The organism is Streptomyces sp. NPDC051243 (assembly GCF_044455405.1).
Taxonomy (GTDB): Bacteria; Actinomycetota; Actinomycetes; order Streptomycetales; family Streptomycetaceae; genus Streptomyces.
The window spans coordinates 697,787-713,899 of the sequence record NZ_JBITES010000003.1; the positions used below are offsets into that span (position 1 = coordinate 697,787).

A 16,113-nucleotide genomic window follows, 5' to 3' on the forward strand; every position below is an offset into this window, starting at 1 on the left:
ACCGGGGCTCCTGGTGTGCACAGGGGCGGATGTGCGGCGGATCAGCGCACCGAGAAGCCGTACACCGTCTCCGAACGGAACACCTCACCCGGCCGCAGCACCGTGCTCGGGAACCGCGGCCGGTTCGGGGAGTCCGGGAAGTGCTGGGTCTCCAGGGCGATCCCGTCACCCGGGGCGTACGGCTCGGTCAGATGGTCGGCGGTGTAGAGCTGGAGGCCGGGCTCGGTGGTCGAAACCGTCAGCACCCTCCCGGTCGACGGGTCATGGAGCTCGGCGACGTCCTGCGCACTCTCCGTCACCCCCTTGTCGAGCACGAAGTTGTGGTCGTACCCGGCGCCCACCTTGCGCGGCTGAAGGAAGTCGAAGCGGGTGCCCGCGACCTCGTCCAGGTCGCCGGTCGGAATCAGGTCCGCGTCGACGGGCGTGAACCGGGAGGCGGCCAGCCGCAGTTCGTGCCCGCCCGCGTTCCCGGACCCGGAACCGGCGAGGTTGAAGTAGCCGTGGTTGGTCAGGTTCACCACGGTCGGCGCGTCCGTCACCGCCTCGTAGGCGATGCGCAGCGCCCCGTCGGACGACAGCGTGTAGGTCGCCGAGACCTCCAGCCGCCCGGGGAAACCCTCCTCGCCGTGCGGACTGACCCGGCTCAGGCGCACCCCGTGCTCGACCGGCGTCCCCTCCCACACCCGCTTGTCGAAGCCGCGCTCGCCGCCGTGCAGGGAGTTGGGCGGGTTGTTGGGTTCCAGCGCGTACGTCACGCCGTCCAGCGGGAAGCGGCCGCCCGCGATCCGGTTGGCGTACCGCCCGATGAGGGCGCCGAAGTAGGGCCCCGGGTGGGACAGATAACCGTCCAGGTCGGCGAACCCCAGGACCACGTTCGCCGTACGTCCGTCGCGGTCCGGCACCTCCAGCGACTGCACGATCCCGCCGTACGACAGCACCCCTACCCGCACGCCCGCGCGCTCCAGCGTCCAGCGGTGGACCCGGGTGCCGTCGGAAAGTGTGCCGAAGTGTTCGCTCATGAGCGAGACACTAGTTCGTGACGGTCCGGTAGGCGATCTCGGCCAGCCTCGCCTGACCGTTCACACTCGGGTGGAACCAGTCCCACTGGCTCAGCTGCTCGACACCGAACCGGAAGTCGTACACCGCGCCGTCATCGAAACGGCACCCGCGGTCCTTCTCGCAGACGTCCTTCAACACCTTGTTGTACGCCTCGACCCGCTCCTGCACCGACTCGCGCCGCTGGGTCGCCGGCGCGGTGAGGGAGTCGGGGTCACTCAGCATCGACGGGCAGATGCCGAGCTTCCACACCTGCTTGCTCAGCGGGTTCGTACGGCCCTGTTCCCACAGCCGCATCAGATTCGGCACGCTCGCCACATACACCTGCGTCCTCGGCAGGGCGTCCCGCAGCGTGCCCATGGCGTCCTCGAACTGCGCCCGGAAGTCGGCCACCGAGGTCATCGCGTCGGCCCTGTCCCGGCAGGCGTCGTTCGCCCCCGCCATCACCGTCACCAGCTCCGGCTCGCGCGTCACCGCCCGCGTCATCTGCCCGGCCACGTCCGCCATCCGCGCCCCGGTCACGGCGTAGTTCCAGCTGTGCGTGGCCGCCTTCCGCGCCCCCAGCAGCCGTACGGCCAGACTGTCGACCTTGGGACTGCTGCCGGTCGCCCACGACACCTCGGGGCAGTCCGACAGGACCGTACAGGCATCGAAGCCGGTGGTGATGGAGTCGCCCACGGCCGCGATCGAGGCGGGGCTGCGGTCCCAGGCCGGCGTCGGCTTCGGCGACGGGCGCGCACTCTGCGCCTCGGTGCCGGACGGCGCCGGGGAGTTGCCGCCGACGGCGTCACACCCGGCGACCCCCAGCACGGCCCCCGCGGTCACGGCGGCGAAGACAGCGCGCGCACGGTGCCGGCGCTTCCGCATCCCTGGTCCATCCCCTCGTCGTCCCCGTCATGGTTTCCAACCAATGACAACGCACAAGGGTTCCCACCCGGCTCATGCAACGGCTCACACCCGTACAAGCGTCCTGCCGGGTGAATGGCGGACGTTTGACGGCAGCGGGACCGACGGTACGTCACACTCCTTGCGCCGCCGCACGGTAGCCTCGCCATCAACGTGGCTGCCCGGCCACGATCGTCCGCCAGTTCGCACAATGTCCGCTCTGCCCGGAGGTACCGGTGACGACACGTGGAGTTCTGTACGTGCACTCCGCGCCGCGCGCGCTGTGCCCGCACGTCGAGTGGGCCGTCGCCGGCGTGCTCGGCACACGCGTCAGCCTCGACTGGATCCGGCAGCCGGCCGCACCTGGCACCTGGCGCTCGGAGTTCAGCTGGCAGGGCGAGGCCGGCACGGCCTCCAAGCTGGCGTCGGCGCTGCGCGGCTGGCACCTGCTGCGCTTCGAGGTCACGGCCGAGCCCTGCCCCACGGCCGAGGGCGAGCGCTACAGCTGCACCCCCGACCTGGGCATCTTCCACGCGGTGACGGGCATCCACGGCGACATCCTGATCCCCGAGGACCGCTTGAGGGCGGCCCTGGCCCGCTCACAGCGCGGAGAGACGGACCTGGAGGCGGAGATCGCCAAGCTCCTGGGCAAACCGTGGGACGACGAGTTGGAGCCGTTCAGGTACGCGGGTGAGGGAGCGCCGGTGCGCTGGTTGCACCAAGTGGTGTGAAGCCGGGACACGTGAAGGGCCCCCACCCTTTCGAGGTGGGGGCCCTTCACGTACGTATGGATGCCGCTCAGACGGTCCTGAACGCCAGCACCACGTTGTGACCGCCGAACCCGAACGAGTCGTTCAGCGCGGCGATCCGGCCCTCGACGGGCAGCTTGCGCGCCTCGCCACGGACGACGTCGGCGTTCGCCTCGGCCTCCGGGTCCAGGTTCTCGATGTTGATGGTCGGCGGAGCCACCCGGTGGTACAGCGCGAGCACGGTCGCGACCGTCTCCACACCACCGGCACCACCCAGCAGATGCCCGGTCATCGACTTCGTCGCCGACACGGCCATGTGGTCCGCGTCGTCACCGAACACCTTCCGCAGCGCCTTCAACTCGGCGATGTCACCGGCCGGCGTGGACGTGGCGTGCGCATTGACGTGCACGATCTCCGCCGGGTCCAGGTCGGTCCGCTCCAGCAGGTTCTGCAGGGCGTGCGAGATGCCCCGGCCCTCCGGCTCCGGCTGCACGATGTCGTGGCTGTCGGCGGAGATGCCCTGCCCGACGGCCTCGGCGTACACCCGCGCACCGCGCTTGGCGGCGTGCTCGGCGGACTCCAGGACGATCACGCCCGCGCCCTCGCCGAGGACGAAGCCGTCACGAGCGACGTCGTAGGGACGCGACGCGCCCTGCGGGTTCTCGTTGTTCTTGGACATCGCCATCATGTTGCCGAACGCGGCGATCGGCAGCGGGTGGATCGCCGCCTCCGTGCCGCCCGCGACGACGATGTCCGCGCGGCCGGTGCGGATCATCTCGATGGCGTAGCCGATGGCCTCGGCACCCGACGCACACGCGGAGACCGGCGTGTGCACGCCCGCACGGGCGCCCACGGCCAGACCCACGTTGGCGGAGGGGCTGTTCGGCATCAGCATGGGGACGGTGTGCGGGGAGACGCGGCGGACGCCCTTCTCCTTCAGCACGTCGTACTGGTCGAGCAGCGTCGTCACGCCACCGATGCCGGAGGCGATGACCGCGCCGAGGCGGTCCGGGTCGACGGTCGAGTCCTCGCCGGCCTTGGCCTCGAACCCGGCGTCCTTCCAGGCCTCCTGCGCGGCGATCAGCGCGAACTGCGCCGAGCGGTCGAGCCGGCGGGCCTGCGGCCGGGGGATGACCTCGGTCGGCTCCACGGCGACCGGCGCGGCGATCCGGACCGCCTGCTCGGCGGCCCACTCCTGCTCCAGGGGCTTGACGCCGGAACGTCCGGCGACCAGGCCCTCCCAGGTAGAGGCCGCGTCGCCACCCAGCGGTGTGGTTGCGCCGATACCGGTGACGACCACGGTGCGATTGGTCGAGCTCACGGGAATTCTTTCTCCAACGGATACGAGGATTCAGCGGCGCCACCGCCGGGTGGCGGGGCAGGCGGCCCCAGGTCTGATCGGAAGATCAGCCCTGGTGCTTGAGGATGTAGTCGGTCGCGTCGCCCACGGTCTTGAGGTTCTTGACGTCCTCGTCGGGGATCTTGACGTCGAAGCGCTCCTCGGCGGCGACGACGACCTCGACCATGGACAGCGAGTCGACGTCCAGGTCGTCGGTGAAGGACTTGTCCAGCTGGACGTCCTCAACCGGGATGCCGGCGATCTCGTTCACGATGTCGGCGAGACCGGCGACGATCTCTTCCTGAGTGGCGGCCATGTTGGCGCTCCTTCGTTGTTTGTTCAGAGGGTTTGGCGCCCGCCGCGGCAGCGGCAGGTGGTGCTTCTTCCCGTGCCGGTTCGCATGATCCGGCACGGAGTGCCTAGGGGAGAGTAACGACCGTGGCGGCGTATACGAGACCCGCCCCGAATCCGATGACTAGCGCGGTGTCGCCGCTCTTCGCCTCGCCGGTCGCCAGGAGCCGCTCCATCGCGAGCGGGATCGAGGCGGCCGAGGTGTTGCCGGTGGTGCGCACGTCGCGGGCGACCGTGACGTGCTCCGGCAGCTTGAGAGTCTTCACCATCGAGTCGATGATCCGCTCGTTGGCCTGGTGCGGAATGAAGACGTCCAGGTCGTCCGGGGTGATTCCGGCCGCGTCCAGCGCCTGCTGGGCGACCTTCGCCATCTCGAACACGGCCCAGCGGAACACCGCCTGGCCCTCCTGCGTGATCGCAGGGAACTTGACGTTGCCCTCGCTGTCCAGCGGGAGCTTGGAGACGTCGCCGATCCGGTACTGGTCCCACGGCACCGTCTGCTTGATCGTCTCGGACTTGTCGCCCTCGGAGCCCCACACCGTCGGGCCGATGTGCGGCTCCTGGGACGGGCCCACGACGACCGCGCCGGCGCCGTCGCCGAACAGGAAGGCCGTCGCCCGGTCCTCCAGGTCGGTGAGGTCGCTGAGGCGCTCCACGCCGATGACGAGGACGTACTCCGCGGAGCCCTCGACGATCATGCCCTTGGCGAGGGTGAGGCCGTAGCCGAAGCCCGCGCAGCCGGCCGAGATGTCGAAGGCGGCGGCCTTGTTCGTGCCGAGCTTGTCGGCGATCTCGGTGGCGACGGCCGGGGTCTGCCGGAAGTTCGACACGGTCGAGACGATCACGCCGCCGATCTGCTCGGCGGAGATCCCGGCGTCGGCGATCGCCTTGCCGGACGCCTCGATGGACATCGCGGCGACGGTCTCCTCGTCGTTCGCCCAGTGCCGCGTCTCGATGCCGGAGCGCGAACGGATCCACTCGTCGGACGAGTCGATCTTCTCCAGGATCACCTCGTTGGGCACCACCCGCGTCGGGCGGTACCCGCCGACACCGAGGATGCGCGCGTACGGGGCGCCCTTGCTGGGCTTCAGCTTCGCCATGCTCCGGGCTCCTTGTCAGGCGTGCTCTGCGATGAGCTCGCGAGCAGCGTCCAGGTCGTCGGGGGTCTTGAGCGCCAGGGTCTTGACACCGGGCAGCGCGCGCTTGGCCAGACCGGTCAGCGTGCCGCCCGGGCACACCTCGATCAGGGCCGTGACGCCGAGCTCCTTGAACGTCTCCATGCACAGGTCCCAGCGGACCGGGTTGGCGACCTGCCCGACGAGACGCTCCAGCACCTCGGCGCCGGTGGCGACCGCCCGGCCGTCCTTGTTGGAGACGTAGGTCAGCTTCGGGTCGGCGGGGACGAGCTCCTTGGCGGCCTCGGCCAGCTTCTCGACCGCCGGGCCCATGTGGTGCGTGTGGAACGCGCCGGCGACCTTCAGCGGGACGACCTTGCGCACGCCCTCGGGCTTGTCCTCGTTCAGCGCGGCGAGCTGCTCCATCGTGCCGGCGGCCACGATCTGGCCGGCGCCGTTGATGTTCGCCGGGGTGAGGCCGAGCTTCTCCAGGTGCGCGACCGAGACCTCCGGGTCGCCGCCGAGCAGCGCCGACATGCCGGTCTCGGTGATCGCGGCGGCCTCGGCCATGGCGAGCCCGCGCTTGCGTACGAGGGTCAGCGCGGCGGTGTCGTCCAGCACGCCCGCGTAGGCGGCCGCGGTGATCTCACCGACGCTGTGGCCGGCGACCGCGCCGGGAGAAATGTCACCCAGTGCCGCGGCGGACAGGATGCCGGCCGCGACGAGCAGCGGCTGCGCCACGGCGGTGTCCCGGATGGCGTCCGCGTCGGCCTGCGTGCCGTAGTGGGCGAGGTCCAGTCCGATGGCGTCCGACCAGGCACCGAGACGGTCGGCGGCACCGGGCAGTTCGAGCCAGGGGGTCAGGAAGCCGGGCGTCTGGGCGCCCTGGCCGGGAGCGACGAGTACGAGCACTCTCACACTCTCTCTTGGGGACGGCCGCAGCCGCCCGTGGGGACAAGGACGAAGAACACGAGGGGGTTTTGTGGGCCCCCGACAAAACCCTAGAGCTGGAGATCGCCGTGGACCAGACGCCCCAGGATCAGCGCGATCCGCAGAGTGAACGCGGAGCGTACATCGGACGGCGACCAGCCGGTGACGTCAGTCACACGTCGAAGCCGGTAGCGCACGGTGTTGGGATGCACGAAGAGCATCCGCGCCGCGCCCTCCAGACTGCTCGCCTGTTCGAGATAGACCGAGAGCGTCTCCAGCAGAGCCGACCCGGCCTCTTCCAGTGGTCTGTAGATCTCCTCCACCAACTGTTCGCGCGCGCTCGGATCACCCGCGATGGCACGTTCCGGGAGCAGGTCGTCCGCGAGCACCGGGCGCGGGGCGTCCTGCCAGGCGGAACACGCCTTGAGCCCGGCGGCCGCGGCCTGCGCGGACCGGGTGGCGGCCAGCAGATCGGGGACGACGGGCCCGGCCACGACCGGCCCGGCGGCGTACGGCCCGATCAGCGACTTCGCGACGGCGAGCGGATTGTCGCTGCCGCCCGCGATGACCACGAGCCGGTCTCCGAGCACACCGGTGAGCACCTGGAGCTTGGCGTGCCGCGCGGCGCGCCGGATGGCCTCGACGGTCAGTTCGCTGTCCCCGTCGGGTGCGGTGCCGAGGACCACGCAGACGTGCTCGGGCGAGTTCCAGCCGAGCGCCGCGGCCCGCGACACGGCCCCCTCGTCGGCCTCGCCGCTGAGCACGGCGTTGACCACGAGCGACTCCAGGCGGGCGTCCCAGGCACCGCGTGCCTCGGCCGCCTGGGCGTAGACCTGGGCGGTGGCGAAGGCGATCTCCCGGGCGTACACGAGCAGCGCCTCGCGCAGCAGGCTCTCGTCACCGGGCGCCGCCACCTCGTCGATGGCCGACTCCATGACCTCGATGGTGGTGCGCACCATCTCCACGGTCTGGCGGAGGGTGATGGCGCGGGTCAGCTCGCGGGGCGCTGTTCCGAAGACGTCGGTGGAAATGGCCTGCGGCGCGTCGGGATGCCGGAACCACTCGGTGAAGGCGGCGATACCGGCCTGGGCGACGAGACCGATCCAGGAACGGTTCTCCGGGGGCATGGCCCGGTACCACGGCAGCGTCTCGTCCATCCGCGCGATGGCCTGCGCGGCAAGCGAACCGGACGACTTCTCGAGCCGCTTCAGGGTCGCGGAGTGCGGGTGGACGTCGTGCACGGAGGCTTCGGACTTACGGGCTTCGGGTTCGGGCACGGGGACAAGACTGCCTTATCGGGACGGGTGCGCGTGCCGGAGGGGGTTGTGATGTGCCTCGTTGATGGCTCGGTCGCCTCCGGGGCGCCGCATGTCGGTGTCGAGACGGCGATCGTGCTCGACCCTTCGGGCCTCCGCGCTCCCCCAAGCTCTTCGAGCAGGGGGGCCCCAGCCGTCTCGACACCGACGCGCCCCTATAGCTCCCTCGCGGCCGGCGTCGTCGGACCAGTGCGGTTGGTGGGCACTTGCCCGGCGGTGGTGTGGGCACCTGGCCGGCGTCGGTGTGGGCTGGTCGGCAGGGCTACCGTGGTCCCGTGATGGACGTACGGCGCGCCGCGGAGCGCTATCCCGGAGGGGATCCGGCAGCGGGGATCGAGTCACGCCACGCCTTCTCCTTCGGCCCGCACTACGACCCGGGTAACCTCCGCTTCGGCGCGATGATCGCCTGCAACGAGGAGCGGCTCGCCCCCGGCGCCGGCTTCGACGAGCACCCGCACAGCCACACCGAGATCGTCACGTGGGTGGTGGAGGGCGAACTGACCCACCGCGACTCCACCGGCCACGAGACCCGGGTCCGCCCCGGCGACGTACAGCGGCTGAGCTCGGCGGGCGGCGTACGGCACGTCGAGCGCAACGACGCCGACACGCCCCTGACCTTCATCCAGACGTGGCTGGCCCCGCTGACGCCGGGCGGGGACCCGTCGTACGAGATCGTCCACGGCATCGCGGACTCGACGCCGTACGCCGTCCCGGAGGCGGGCGCGATGCTTCACGTAAGGCGTCTTGCGGCGGGGGAGCGGACGGCGGTGCCCGACGGGGCGTATGTGTACGTGCATGTCGTGCGCGGGGAAGTGCGCCTGGCCGGCGAGGAGTTGGCCGCCGGTGACGCCGTGCGGATCACGGACGCCAAGGACGTGGAGGCGGTAGGGGTGAGCGGGGCGGAGCTGCTGGTCTGGGAGATGGCCGGGTAGCGGGAGGCCGGGCGCCGAGGCCTGAGGTGCCCGAGGTGCCGGAGGGGGCCAAGTGGCGTCCAATGGAGAGGTCGGACACCCGCTCGGCAGAGAAGAGCCGAGAGCATGGCCACACCCAAGGACACCGGGGGACTGCGACGACTCGGCGAGTGGTGCGCCCACCACTTCGTGATCGTGATCGTCGCCTGGGTCGTGGCGCTGGGCGCGCTGCAGGCGCTGAACCATCTCCACGGCGGTGAGTACTCCGACGACTTCGCCCTCTCCGACGTGCAGTCCCAGGAGGGCCTGGACGTCCTGAAGCGGCACGATCCACAGGCCGGCGGCTACAGCAGCCAGATCGTCCTGCACGACGCCGACAAGTCCCTGGCCTCGCTCGGCTCGCAGCTGTCGGCCACCGTCGCCGACCTGCAGAAACTGCCGCACGTCCTGTCCGTGCAGAACCCGCTGGACGTCAGCTCCTCGAAGGTCGGGCCGGTGTCCTCCGACGGGAAGACCGGCTACATCACCATCCGCTTCGCCGAGCAGCCCTCCCTGCTCGGCGACTCCTACCTCGACGGGGTCGACGACGCCGTACAGCCGCTGAGAGCGGCCGGCGCCGAGGTCGAGTACGGCGGATCGCTCGGTGAGCTGGCGCGGCCCGATGCGGATGACCGGGTGAGCGAGCTGATCGGGTTCGCGGTGGCCATCGTCGTCCTGCTGGTCGGCTTCGGCAGTGTGATCGCCGCCGTGCTGCCGCTGGTCACCGCGCTGATCGCGGTGGTCGGCGGGCTGGCCTGCCTCGGGCTGCTCGCCATCGCGTTCACCTTCGCCACGGTCTCGCCCACCCTGGCCACGATGATCGGCCTCGGCGTCGGCATCGACTACGCCCTCTTCCTGATCACCCGGCACCGGCAGGGCCTCATGGACGGCGCGGACCCGGTGCGCGCCGCCGGCCACGCCGCCGCCACCAGCGGACGCGCGGTCCTCGTGTCCGGTACGACGGTGATCGTCGCCCTCATGGGCCTGTGGGTGTCCGGTGTGGGTTTCATCGGGAAACTCGGCGTCGCCGCGGCCGTCACGGTCGTCTCGGCGGTCCTCGGCGCGCTGACACTGGTCCCGGCCCTGCTGGGGCTGATCGGCCGCAACGTCGACCGCTACCACCTGCGCAAGCCCGTCGCCGAGGCCGACCCGGAAGGGGACGTCTCCGAGGGCACCTGGCACCGCTACGCCAAGCGCGTGGAGCACCGTCCGCTGCGGTTCCTGACCGCCGGCCTGGTCACCGTCGCGGTGCTGGCCATCCCCGTCTTCTCGATCCAGCTCGGCCACATCGGCGACGGCGCCGACCCCACGTCCTTCACCGACCGGCGGGCCTACGACCTGATGACCGACGCGTTCGGCCCCGGCTCCAACGGGCCGCTAACCATCGTCATCGACCAGACCTCCGTACCGGACGCGCAGCGCTCGGACCTCGCGTCGAAGGCCCAGCAGGCGCTCAACGACGAGTCCGGGACGGCGTTCGTCAGCCCCCTGACGCCCACGCAGGACGGCGACGTCCTGGTCGGCACCGTCTACTCCGCCGAGTCCCCGCAGAGCGCGGACACCACCGACCTCACCAACCGGCTGGTCGACGACACCCTGCCCGGCGCGGTCTCCGGCACCGACGCCAAGGGATACGTCACTGGGACGACCGCGGCCCAGGTGGACTTCCGCGACATCGTCGCGAGCCGGCTGCCGCTGATCATCTGCGTCGTGGTCGCCTTGGCCTTCCTGATCATCCTCGCGGTCTTCCGGGGGCTGCTGGTGGCGGTGAAGGCGGCCGTCCTCAACGTCCTGTCGATCACGGCCTCGTACGGCGTGGTCGTCGCCGTGTTCCAGTGGGGCTGGGGCGGGCCCGCGCTGGGCGTCAACGGCAAGGTGCCGATCGAGAGCTATGTGCCGATGATGATGTTCGCCATCATCTTCGGGCTCAGCATGGACTACGAGATCTTCCTGCTGTCCCGGGTGCACGAGGCGTGGCTGCGCACCGGGGACGCCAAGGACTCCGTCGCCCACGCGCTGGAGATCACCGCGCGCGTGATCACCTGCGCGGCACTGATCATGGTGAGCGTCTTCGCGGCCTTCATCGTGAGCGACAACATCGTGGTCAAGATGCTGGGCCTCGGCCTCGCCGTCAGTGTGCTCATCGACGCCACCGTGGTCCGGCTGCTCATGGTGCCCGCCGTGATGACGTTGCTGGGCCGGCACGCCTGGTGGACGCCCCACTGGCTGGACCGGGTCCTGCCGCACATCGACGCCGAGGGGGAGGCGGAGGCCCCCAAGGGCACGGGCCCGGCTACAGCTCGGCGCGCACCGCGTCCGTGAACGCCGGCCACGCCTCGACCGCCCAGGGCCCGAACGCCCGGTCCGTCAGCGCGACGCAGGCCGCGCCTGGGCTGTTCCCGCCCGCCCGCCCGGCGTCTGGGTCGATCCACAGGAACGTGCCCGACTGCCCGAAGTGCCCGAAGGTGCGCGGCGAGGACGACGAGCCCGTCCAGTGCGGGGACTTGCCGTCGCGGATCTCGAAGCCGAGCCCCCAGTCGTTGGGGTTCTGGTGCCCGTATCCCGGCAGCACGCCCTTCGTCCCCGGGTACTGCACGGTCATCGCCTCGGCGACCGTGCGCGGGTCCAGCAGCCTGGGCGCCTGCACCTCCGCCGCGAACCGCAGCAGATCCTCGACGGTCGACACCCCGTCCTTGGCCGGGGAGCCTTCGAGCGAGGTGGCCGTCATGCCCAGCGGCTCCAGGACCGCCTGCCGCAGATACTCCGCGAACGGAATGTCCGTCGCCTTGGCGATGTGATCCCCGAGCTGTTCGAACCCGGCGTTGGAGTACAGCCGCCGCTCCCCGGGCGGGGCCGTCACCCGGTGCTCGTCGAAGGCCAGCCCCGAGGTGTGCGCGAGCAGGTGCCGTACCGTCGACCCCTGCGGCCCGGCCGGCTCGTCCAGCTCGACCGCGCCCTCCTCGTAGGCGACGAGCACCGCGTACGCGGCCAGCGGCTTGGTGACCGAGGCGAGCGGGAACCGGTGCCCGGTCGGCCCGTGGGTCCCCAGGACCGTGCCGTCCGCCCGTACGACACCCGCCGCGGCGGAGGGAACCGGCCAGTTTTCGATCAACGCGAGGCTGCTCAGCGACATGCCTGTGAGCCTAAGCCGCTCACAGGTGCAGCCGCATCGAGGGGTCCGGGTCCCGGGTGAAGCCCAGCGACGCGTAGAGCGGTTCGGCGTCGGCGGACGCGGTGAGCATGACGTACCCGACGCCCCGCGCGCGGAACCAGTCCAGCAGCTCCGCCATGCACGCGCGCGCGTACCCCCGACGCCGGGCGTCCGGATCGGTGGCGACGCTGAACACGTACCCGATCACCCCGTGCGGGTTGCCGGCCCGCCCGATGCGGTATTCGAGGGTGCCCACCACCAGCGCCGCCAGGGTCCCCGGCCGCTCGGGATGATCGACGACGAAGGCGGCGAAGTTCCCGTCCGGCTCGCTCAGCCTGTACCGCAGGGTCGGCAGCGACTCGGCATGCCAGTCCGTGGCACCGGGCGCCGAGGCCATCGAGTCGATCATCACCTGACGCAGCCGCAGCACTTCGGCGGCGTCCTCGGGCAGGGCGCGGCGTACGAGACTCATGTCCCGCACGCTAGCCACGGCGATCACGCCATGTCCCGTGGTTTTCTTACCGTTTCCGCTTGCTTGGAGCCCACTCCAAGGTCATAGCGTGGAGCGCATGACGGTGATGGAGACCACGAGTACCAGGACCGACAGCTGCGCCGCCCCGCCACACCCGCACCGGCGGCCGGAAGGCCAGGACAGTTACACGATCAGCGAGGTCGTCGCCTTCACCGGTCTGACGGCCCACACCCTGCGCTGGTACGAGCGGATCGGCCTCATGCCGCACATCGGCCGCTCGCACACCGGCCAGCGCCGCTACAGCAACCGGGACCTGGACTGGCTCGACCTCGTCGGAAAGCTGCGGCTGACCGGTATGCCGGTCGCCGACATGGTCCGGTACGCCGAGCTGGTGCGCGAGGGCGACCACACCTTCGGCGAGCGTTTCGAGCTGCTGGAGTCGACCCGCCGCGACGTCCTCGCCCGGATCGCCGAGCTGCAGGACACGCTGGCCGTACTCGACCGGAAGATCAGTTTCTACGCGGACGCCGGGCGGGCCACCGCCCACGAAGGAGAGAAGGTTCGATGACCGACGCCAGGATCCCGACCGTACGACTCGGCGACAACGGCCCCGAGGTCGGTGTCCAGGGCCTCGGGTGCATGGGCATGAGCTTCGCGTACGGCCCTTCGGACGCGGACGAGTCCAGGGCGACCCTGGAGCGGGCACTGGAGCTGGGCGTCACGCTGTACGACACGGCGGACGCGTACGGCGCGGGCGAGAACGAGAGGTTCCTGTCGCCGTTCTTCAAGGCGCACCGCGACGAGGTCGTCATCGCCACCAAGTTCGCGCTGGCGATCGACCCGGAGGACCCGACGAAGCGGATCATCCGCAACGACGTCCCCTACATCCGCCAGTGCATCGAGGCGAGCCTGAAGCGCCTGGACGTCGACGCGATCGACCTCTACTACATGCACCGCCGCGACGTGGCCGTCCCCATCGAGGAGACCGTCGGCGTCATGGCCGAGCTGGTCCGTGAGGGCAAGGTCAAGCACCTGGGCCTGAGCGAGGTGACGGCGACGGAACTGCGCGCCGCGCACGCCGTACACCCCATCGCGGCCGTCCAGTCCGAGTGGTCGCTCTTCAGCCGCGACATCGAGGCGAACGTGGTCCCCGCGGCGCGCGACCTGGGCGTGACCCTGGTCCCGTACTCACCCTTGGGCCGCGGCTTCCTCACGGGCTCGTTCGCGAAGGCCGAGGACCTGACGGCCGGCGACTTCCGCCGCCAGCAGCCCCGTTACACCGGCGAGAACGCGGCGGCGAACGCGGCCCTCCTGGACCCGATCCGCACGGTGGCCGAGGCCCACGGGGCCACGCTCGGGCAGATCGCGCTGGCGTGGGTGCAGCAGCGGGCATCGGTGCACGGCCTTCCGATCGTCCCGATCCCGGGGACGCGCAAGCCGGCCCGGGTGGAGGAGAACGTGGGGGCGACGCGGATCGTGCTGACGGAGGAGGAACTGGCCCTGCTGGAGCCGATCGCGGGAAAGGTGTCGGGCAACCGCTACGCGGACATGTCCTTCACATCCGCAGGCAGGGAGTAGCCCTAGAGCTCGGCCAGCAACTCCGCCTTCTTCATGGAGAACTCCTCATCCGTCACCAACCCCGCCTCGTGCAGCTCTCCAAGGTGGCGGATGCGGTCGGCGATGTCGGCGGGGTCGCGCCGCGGTGCCGACGCGGGCACCGCGGCGACCGGCCCGGACTTCCGCACCGCCGCCAACACCGCGGCCGCGAACGGCAACGACTCGTGCACCGGCCCGTACCCGAGCCCGAAGACAACGGCCGCCGGATCCTGGTCGGCCTGTGCCGGCTGGTCGTCGGCGGAGTCCCGCCGCAGCAACCGCAGATGTCCTTCGAACACCTCCGGCGACCGCCACTCGACCCCACTCAGCTCGCTCACCGGGAAACTCTGGTCCCCGGCCTTCCACTTCGCCGAGGAAGCACCCGTCCAAAACCACCGAAAACGGACGACGTTCCCGTCGAAGGACGCCTTCCCGTCATACGCCTTGAACTGCAACGGCACTTCGGGCGCGGCAACCAGAAACTCCTCCGCGGGCCCGGACTCCGTCAGCTGCGCCCGCAGTTCGTCGGCGTAGTACTCGGCGAGAGTCTCCCGCTCCGCGGGCAGCACCAGCCGATACGGATCCCCGCCTTCCTTCAACTGCCCGGCAGCCGCCTCCAGCAACGGATCGGCCCCGGGCCGGGGCTCGACGCGCAGAACAACCGTCCCGCGCTTGCCCGGTGTCAGCGTCACCCCGGCGATCGCCTCGAGCGGAAGCCGTCGTTCCCCGAGTGCCTGAAAGAGCTTAGGTGTTCGAATCCCCCGTTCGTAGCGGATGAGCACGGAGTCGGACTCGAACTCCCAGGCGGCATGAAATCCGGCCAGTACGTCACCCATGCGGCTCATCGTATGCGGCACGTGCTCCTCCGTCGCCACCCCGCGCAGACCGCAGTTCCTGCGCCTCTACGCGCGTCCGGCCGACGCCGTGTCGGACAAACCCGCCCGACAGGCCTCGGCATCGTCGGCACACCGCACCGACTCGTACGCGCCAACCCCGATCTCGGCGAAGTTCGCCACGCTGTCCGTACCCGGCTCGAAATAGCCGCCGTGGCCCTTCGCCTTCCACGCCGACAGCACCCGCGCCCCGAACACCGCCGACACCGGGTCCTCCCCGTGCCCCAGCCCGCCGAGCTCGAGATACGGCACGTCCTGGACCCAGTCGTCCGCGTCCCGCATCGCCCACACCCGCGCGGACGTGCGCAGCTGGGAGGCCTTCTCGACCCGCATGCCGGGGCTGCCGGCCACCGCTATGTCGGCCACCCGCCGCGGCAGCGTGTGCGCGGCCAGGCCGCACAGCACCGAGCCGTAGCTGTGGCAGAACAGGGAGACCGGCGAGCTGCCGGGCAGTGCCCGCACCAGCGCGTTCAGGCGTACGGCCCCGGACGCGGCCCGCATCGCCGTCGCCGAGTCGATGCCGAGGCCGTCCGGCGAGGTGTAGTCGGCCCAGGCGATCACGGCCGTACGCGTCGAAGGGCTCGCCGCGCGCTCGGCCGCGTACAGCGACTGCGCCATGCCGACCGGCGCGGAGTACTTACGGGTCGTGCGCTGGAAGGTCAGCAGGTTGGTGTCGACGCCGGGGACCACGACCGAGATCCGCTCGGCCTTCGTCAGGTCCCCGAACACCTCCGCGGCACGCCCGGAGCCCTCCGGGTCGAAGGCGAGGATGTGCCGGTCCGCCTGCATCATGTCCTCGAAGCGATGCATACGGCGGCCCGCCTCACGCTGCCCTTCGGGCGTGAGCCCCTTGTCGTGCATGCGCTTGCGCTCGACGTCCCGCGCCTCGCCGAGCGCGATCCGGTTGGCGCGGTAGCGCAGCTCCACGGGGGCGCCGTTCATGTTGCCGACCGCGAGCGGATAGCGGATGGCGAGGGTGCCGCGCTGCTGGTCGGTGAGCGAGGCGAAGAACCGGGCGAGCCGGGTGGGGGAGGAGTCCGCGTCGGGCAGGCTGTGTCCGGCGATGCTGCCTCGGTCCCAGGCACTGAGCGAGGCCTCGAGCGGTGCGGCGCTCCGGTGGTTGCGCAGGGCGGTCCAGCCGGTGGTCGCCAGCATCACGAACACCACGGCCAGCGCGAGCAGCGCGCGCCAGACGTTCAGTTGCGGGGACGTGTCGAAGGAAGTCACTGGGAGGACACACTAGGAGAACGGGAGGGTCTCGCGTTAACCAAGTGATGGGTATCACGTTTCGATCACGCCCATGCGAACGC

At 70.7% G+C, this 16,113-nt stretch carries 16 protein-coding genes; 5 read left to right on the plus strand and 11 right to left on the minus strand.

The annotated features are described in order from the left end of the window. Positions 1-41: 41 nt before the first annotated feature. Both ACIBAG_RS10390 and ACIBAG_RS10395 read right to left on the minus strand, forming a co-directional pair. Positions 42-1,019: an aldose epimerase family protein gene (locus ACIBAG_RS10390; protein ID WP_399103179.1), complete on the minus strand. Its 978-nt coding sequence runs from the start codon at positions 1,017-1,019 to the stop codon at positions 42-44. 10 nt (positions 1,020-1,029) lie between these two features. Then, positions 1,030-1,923, minus strand: coding sequence for an SGNH/GDSL hydrolase family protein (locus ACIBAG_RS10395; RefSeq protein ID WP_399103181.1), 894 nt, complete (start codon positions 1,921-1,923; stop codon positions 1,030-1,032). A gap of 254 nt (positions 1,924-2,177) precedes the next feature. Between ACIBAG_RS10395 and ACIBAG_RS10400 the strand changes: the two genes are divergently transcribed. Continuing rightward, entirely contained in the window at positions 2,178-2,672 is a 495-nt protein-coding gene (locus tag ACIBAG_RS10400; protein ID WP_399103183.1) for a DUF3145 domain-containing protein, read from the plus strand. Between the two features lie 67 nt (positions 2,673-2,739). Here the strand turns inward: ACIBAG_RS10400 and fabF are convergent, their stop codons facing one another. The 5 genes from fabF to fasR form a co-directional block, all read right to left on the minus strand. Continuing rightward, entirely contained in the window at positions 2,740-4,011 is a 1,272-nt protein-coding gene (gene fabF, locus ACIBAG_RS10405; RefSeq protein ID WP_399103185.1) for a beta-ketoacyl-ACP synthase II, read from the minus strand. An 85-nt stretch (positions 4,012-4,096) separates the two neighbouring features. Continuing rightward, the gene (locus ACIBAG_RS10410) at positions 4,097-4,345 is read right to left on the minus strand and encodes an acyl carrier protein (protein WP_004001566.1); all 249 of its coding nucleotides are present in this window, start codon (positions 4,343-4,345) and stop codon (positions 4,097-4,099) included. A 103-nt stretch (positions 4,346-4,448) separates the two neighbouring features. After that, on the minus strand, positions 4,449-5,480 hold the full coding sequence (locus ACIBAG_RS10415) for a ketoacyl-ACP synthase III (RefSeq protein WP_399103188.1): 1,032 nt from the start codon (positions 5,478-5,480) through the stop codon (positions 4,449-4,451). Between the two features lie 15 nt (positions 5,481-5,495). Beyond that, on the minus strand, positions 5,496-6,407 hold the full coding sequence (locus tag ACIBAG_RS10420) for an ACP S-malonyltransferase (RefSeq protein ID WP_399103190.1): 912 nt from the start codon (positions 6,405-6,407) through the stop codon (positions 5,496-5,498). An 89-nt stretch (positions 6,408-6,496) separates the two neighbouring features. Beyond that, entirely contained in the window at positions 6,497-7,702 is a 1,206-nt protein-coding gene (gene fasR, locus ACIBAG_RS10425) for a fatty acid biosynthesis transcriptional regulator FasR (RefSeq protein ID WP_399103192.1), read from the minus strand. Positions 7,703-8,019: 317 nt separating this feature from the next. Here fasR and ACIBAG_RS10430 point away from each other — a divergent pair, with 317 nt between their 5' ends. Both ACIBAG_RS10430 and ACIBAG_RS10435 read left to right on the plus strand, forming a co-directional pair. Next, positions 8,020-8,673: a pirin family protein gene (locus ACIBAG_RS10430; RefSeq protein WP_399103316.1), complete on the plus strand. Its 654-nt coding sequence runs from the start codon at positions 8,020-8,022 to the stop codon at positions 8,671-8,673. A gap of 105 nt (positions 8,674-8,778) precedes the next feature. After that, positions 8,779-11,013, plus strand: a complete 2,235-nt coding sequence (locus ACIBAG_RS10435) for an MMPL family transporter (protein ID WP_399103194.1) — start codon at positions 8,779-8,781, stop codon at positions 11,011-11,013. On the opposite strand, the gene ACIBAG_RS10440 is transcribed toward ACIBAG_RS10435, so the two are convergent. Further along, positions 10,985-11,824 (minus strand): serine hydrolase domain-containing protein, encoded by an 840-nt coding sequence (locus ACIBAG_RS10440; RefSeq protein ID WP_399103195.1) that lies wholly within the window; start codon positions 11,822-11,824, stop codon positions 10,985-10,987. The two genes, ACIBAG_RS10435 and ACIBAG_RS10440, sit on opposite strands and share 29 nt — an antisense overlap. A 19-nt stretch (positions 11,825-11,843) precedes the next feature. Beyond that, positions 11,844-12,314, minus strand: coding sequence for a GNAT family N-acetyltransferase (locus tag ACIBAG_RS10445; RefSeq protein ID WP_399103197.1), 471 nt, complete (start codon positions 12,312-12,314; stop codon positions 11,844-11,846). Between the two features lie 97 nt (positions 12,315-12,411). On the opposite strand from ACIBAG_RS10445, the gene ACIBAG_RS10450 reads away from it, so the two are divergent. Next, complete coding sequence (locus ACIBAG_RS10450) at positions 12,412-12,882, plus strand: MerR family transcriptional regulator (RefSeq protein WP_399103199.1); 471 nt, start codon at positions 12,412-12,414, stop codon at positions 12,880-12,882. Beyond that, a complete protein-coding gene (locus ACIBAG_RS10455; RefSeq protein WP_399103201.1) occupies positions 12,879-13,892 on the plus strand; it encodes an aldo/keto reductase in 1,014 nt (337 codons plus the stop codon). The genes ACIBAG_RS10450 and ACIBAG_RS10455 overlap by 4 nt, the downstream gene beginning before the upstream one ends. Before the next feature lie 2 nt (positions 13,893-13,894). Here ACIBAG_RS10455 and ACIBAG_RS10460 read toward each other — a convergent pair whose 3' ends face one another. Both ACIBAG_RS10460 and ACIBAG_RS10465 read right to left on the minus strand, forming a co-directional pair. Beyond that, complete coding sequence (locus ACIBAG_RS10460; RefSeq protein ID WP_399103319.1) at positions 13,895-14,755, minus strand: DUF4429 domain-containing protein; 861 nt, start codon at positions 14,753-14,755, stop codon at positions 13,895-13,897. Between the two features lie 57 nt (positions 14,756-14,812). After that, a complete protein-coding gene (locus ACIBAG_RS10465) occupies positions 14,813-16,030 on the minus strand; it encodes an alpha/beta hydrolase (RefSeq protein ID WP_399103203.1) in 1,218 nt (405 codons plus the stop codon). Positions 16,031-16,113 lie beyond the last annotated feature (83 nt).